The 3219-nt window shown below is 69.0% G+C and carries 3 protein-coding genes and 1 pseudogene; all 4 read left to right on the top strand.

Features of this window, described 5'->3' with window-relative positions:
• Positions 1-243 (top strand): annotated as a pseudogene (locus ACFVYA_RS49775) (lipoyl synthase); the annotation flags it as partial.
• A 45-nt stretch (positions 244-288) separates the two neighbouring features.
• A complete protein-coding gene (locus ACFVYA_RS49770) occupies positions 289-936 on the top strand; it encodes a DedA family protein (RefSeq protein WP_387055657.1) in 648 nt (215 codons plus the stop codon).
• 17 nt (positions 937-953) lie between these two features.
• Positions 954-1823, top strand: coding sequence for a patatin-like phospholipase family protein (locus tag ACFVYA_RS49765; RefSeq protein WP_285989421.1), 870 nt, complete (start codon positions 954-956; stop codon positions 1821-1823).
• 103 nt (positions 1824-1926) lie between these two features.
• Positions 1927-3138 (top strand): Ig-like domain-containing protein, encoded by a 1212-nt coding sequence (locus tag ACFVYA_RS49760; RefSeq protein WP_285989420.1) that lies wholly within the window; start codon positions 1927-1929, stop codon positions 3136-3138.
• Positions 3139-3219: the final 81 nt, after the last annotated feature.

Raw genomic sequence — 3219 nt, 5'->3', positions numbered from 1 at the left:
CCGCGGCACCACCCGGTGGACCGGTGGGTGAAGCCGGAGGAATTCGTCGAGCACTCTCGCGCCGCGGAAGCGATGGGCTTCGCGGGTGTGATGGCGGGGCCGCTGGTGCGCTCGTCGTACCGCGCGGGACGCCTCTACGCGCAGACCAAGGCCCACCGCGGCGAGGTCCTGCCGGAGAACCTGCGACACCTGACGGCCGAAGGTCCCGCGGCACAGGAAGCCGCGTCCCTTCTGGCCAGGTGACGCGCGTCACCCCACCATCCTTAAAGGATCGGTAAAGTGGCGGGCATGGCCTTGGTTTCGGACCTCCTCAGCTGGTTGCAAGGACTGCCGGAACCGGGGCTCGTCGCCGTGACCGGCGGCCTGGTGTTCGCCGAGTGCACGATCGGGCTGGGCTTCCTGGCCCCCGGCGAATCCGGGCTGCTCGTCGCCGCGACGACGGCGAACACCGTCCCGCGGTTCCTGGTCCTGTGGCTGGTCGTCACCGTCTGCGCGACGGCCGGCGACGCGCTCGGCTACGGCATCGGCCGCCGCTTCGGGCCGCGCCTGCGCGAGACGAAGCTCATCCGCAAGTACGGCCTCGAGGCCTGGGACAAGGCCACCGCCGTCCTGGAACGCCGGGGTGCCTGGGCGGTGTTCTTCGCCCGGTTCCTGCCGGTGATCCGCACGTTGACACCCGCCGCGGCCGGGACGTCCGGGCTGGCGTTCCGCAAGTTCCTGCCGGCCGCCGCGGCGGGCGCGTTCTGCTGGTCACTGGTCCACATCAGCATCGGCGCGGCGCTGGGCGAAGCCGCGAAGCGCATCGAAGGCGCCCTGAACACAGGCGGCCTGATCGTGGTCGGCGTGCTCGCCGCGGCCGCGGTGTTCTTCCTGGTGCGGCTGAAGAAGCGCAAGGCACTGGCCACGCCCGAGCCGGAGCCCGAACGCGTGCCCTGAGTACTACATTCGGCGGTATGAGTCTCGCGGATCTCCCCCGGCCGGTCGGCTTCGTCCTCGGCGGGGGCGGCAGCCTCGGCGCCATGCAGGTCGGCATGCTGCGCGCCCTGACCGAAGCCGGCCTCACGGCGGACGTCGTGACCGGCACGTCGGTCGGTTCGCTCAACGCCGCCGTGCTGGCCCGCTCCGGCGAAGACGCGCTCGCGCGGCTGCACGACATCTGGGTGCACATGACCCGGGCCGAGGCGTTCCCCGGCGGCGTGCTCAGCCGCGTCCGGACGCTGACGCAGAGCAAGACGCACCTGTTCCCCAACACCGGCCTGGCCGGGATCATCGCCGACCACCTCGGCGCTTCGACGCGCTTCGAGGACTTGGCGCTGCCGCTGGGCGTCGTCACGACACAGGTCGACACGGCCGAGCCGCTGCTGATCCGCTCCGGGCGCTTGCTCGAGCCGCTCCTGGCGAGTTGCGCGATCCCCGGTATCTTCCCGCCGGTGGCCCACGACGGGCAGCTGCTGTACGACGGCGGGCTCGTCGCGAACGTGCCGATGCGACAGGCCCTCGCCATGGGGGCGAAGTCGCTGGTGGTGCTCGACTGCGCGTTCCCCGGGAAGCTGCCGGGCGCGCCGCGGACGTTCGCCGAGGTGATGATGTTCACCGCGATGATCAGCATGCGGAACCAGGCCGTGCTGGAGGCGCCGGTGGCGGCCGCGCAGGTGCCGGTGATCTACCTCCCGGGGCCCGCCCCGGTACGTGTGAACCCGCTGGATTTCGGGCACACGGAAACACTGGCGGAAGAGGCGTACACGGCGGCGCGCGAATACCTCGGCGCGCTGTCGGTGAGCGGGCCGGGGCTGTACGGCGCACCCGGACTCGTCATCACGTGATCCACGTCACGCCGATGCACCGATCCGCTGGTAAGAACGTCATCGCTATCGCGTAGTTTTGATGACGAATGCCCGCCGATCCCGATTCCCAAAAAGAGACAATATGCTCCCCAAGAAGATTTTACTTTCGGTGGCCGGAATCCTTGCCGGAGCACTGCTGCTTTCCGCCTGTTCGTCCGGTGACGACGGTGGTTCGCCCGCCGGTGGGGCGCCGTCGTCGGGGTCCGCCTCGCCGTCCGAGACCCCGGTCGCGGTGACGTTCGAGCCCGCGGGCGGCGCGGCGGTGAACCCGGCGACGCCGATCGTCGTCAAGGCGGCCAACGGGAAGCTCCTCGACGTGGCGGTAACGAACACGGCCAAGGGGAAGACGGTCGCCGGCAAGCTGGCGGCCGACGGGTCGAGCTGGACGTCCAGCGAGCCCCTCGGCTACGGCACGACGTACAAGATCGTCGCGCACGCCCAGGGTGCCAACGGGAAGCCGGTCGAGCAGGACAACCAGATCACGACGCTGTCGCCGAAGAAGCAGGCGAACGCCAACCTGATCCCGGCGCCGTCCGCGGTGGCGAGCACGGGCGTCGGCGTCGGCCAGCCGATCGTGTTCAGCTTCGGCAAGGTCGCCGTCAAGGACAAGGCGGCGGTCGAGAAGGCGTTGACGGTGGAGTCGACCCCGAAGCAGGACGGCAGCTGGTACTGGATCGACGACTCGAACGTCCACTACCGGCCGAAGGAGTACTGGAAGGCGGGCACGACGCTGAAGGTGACGGCGAAGATCTACGGCGTCGATTTCGGCGGCGGGGTGTTCGGCGCGGAGGATCGTACGGAGACGTACAAGGTGCACGATTCCTGGATCGCGAAGGCGGACGGGAACAGCGAGCAGATGCAGATCTTCCACAACGGTCAGATGGTGAAGTCGATGCCGATTTCGATGGGCAAGGACGCCACCCCGACCCACCTGGGCGCGCACGTGATTTCGGACAAGCAGGCGAACTACACGATGGATTCCTGCACGTACGGCGTCTGCCCACCGGACCCGAAGGCGTACCGCTCGAACGAGAAGTGGTCGGAGCGGATCTCGAATGACGGCGAGTTCGTCCACGAGAACCCGAACAGCGTGGGCCAGCAGGGCAGTTCCAACGTGTCGCACGGGTGCATCAACCTGAACGACGCGAACGCCCAGTGGTTCTTCCAGAACATGGGCCTGGGCGACGTCGTGGAGGTCACCAATTCCGGGGGCCCGCAGCTCCCGGTCTGGGACCTGTACGGCGACTGGTCCAAGTCCTGGGCCGACTGGCAAGCCGGCTCCGCGATCAAGTAACCGTCACCTTCCCGCCCTTCTCACCGGGCTTCGGGGGGGGGGGGCGACCCACCTCACCCCCAGAATAATAGCCCCCCCCCC

This window comes from Amycolatopsis sp. NPDC058278 (genome assembly GCF_042881395.1).
In the GTDB taxonomy this organism is placed as follows: Bacteria; Actinomycetota; Actinomycetes; order Mycobacteriales; family Pseudonocardiaceae; genus Amycolatopsis.
The sequence above is the reverse complement of the archived record's forward strand: the minus strand, read 5'-3'. Positions and strand labels throughout refer to the sequence as shown.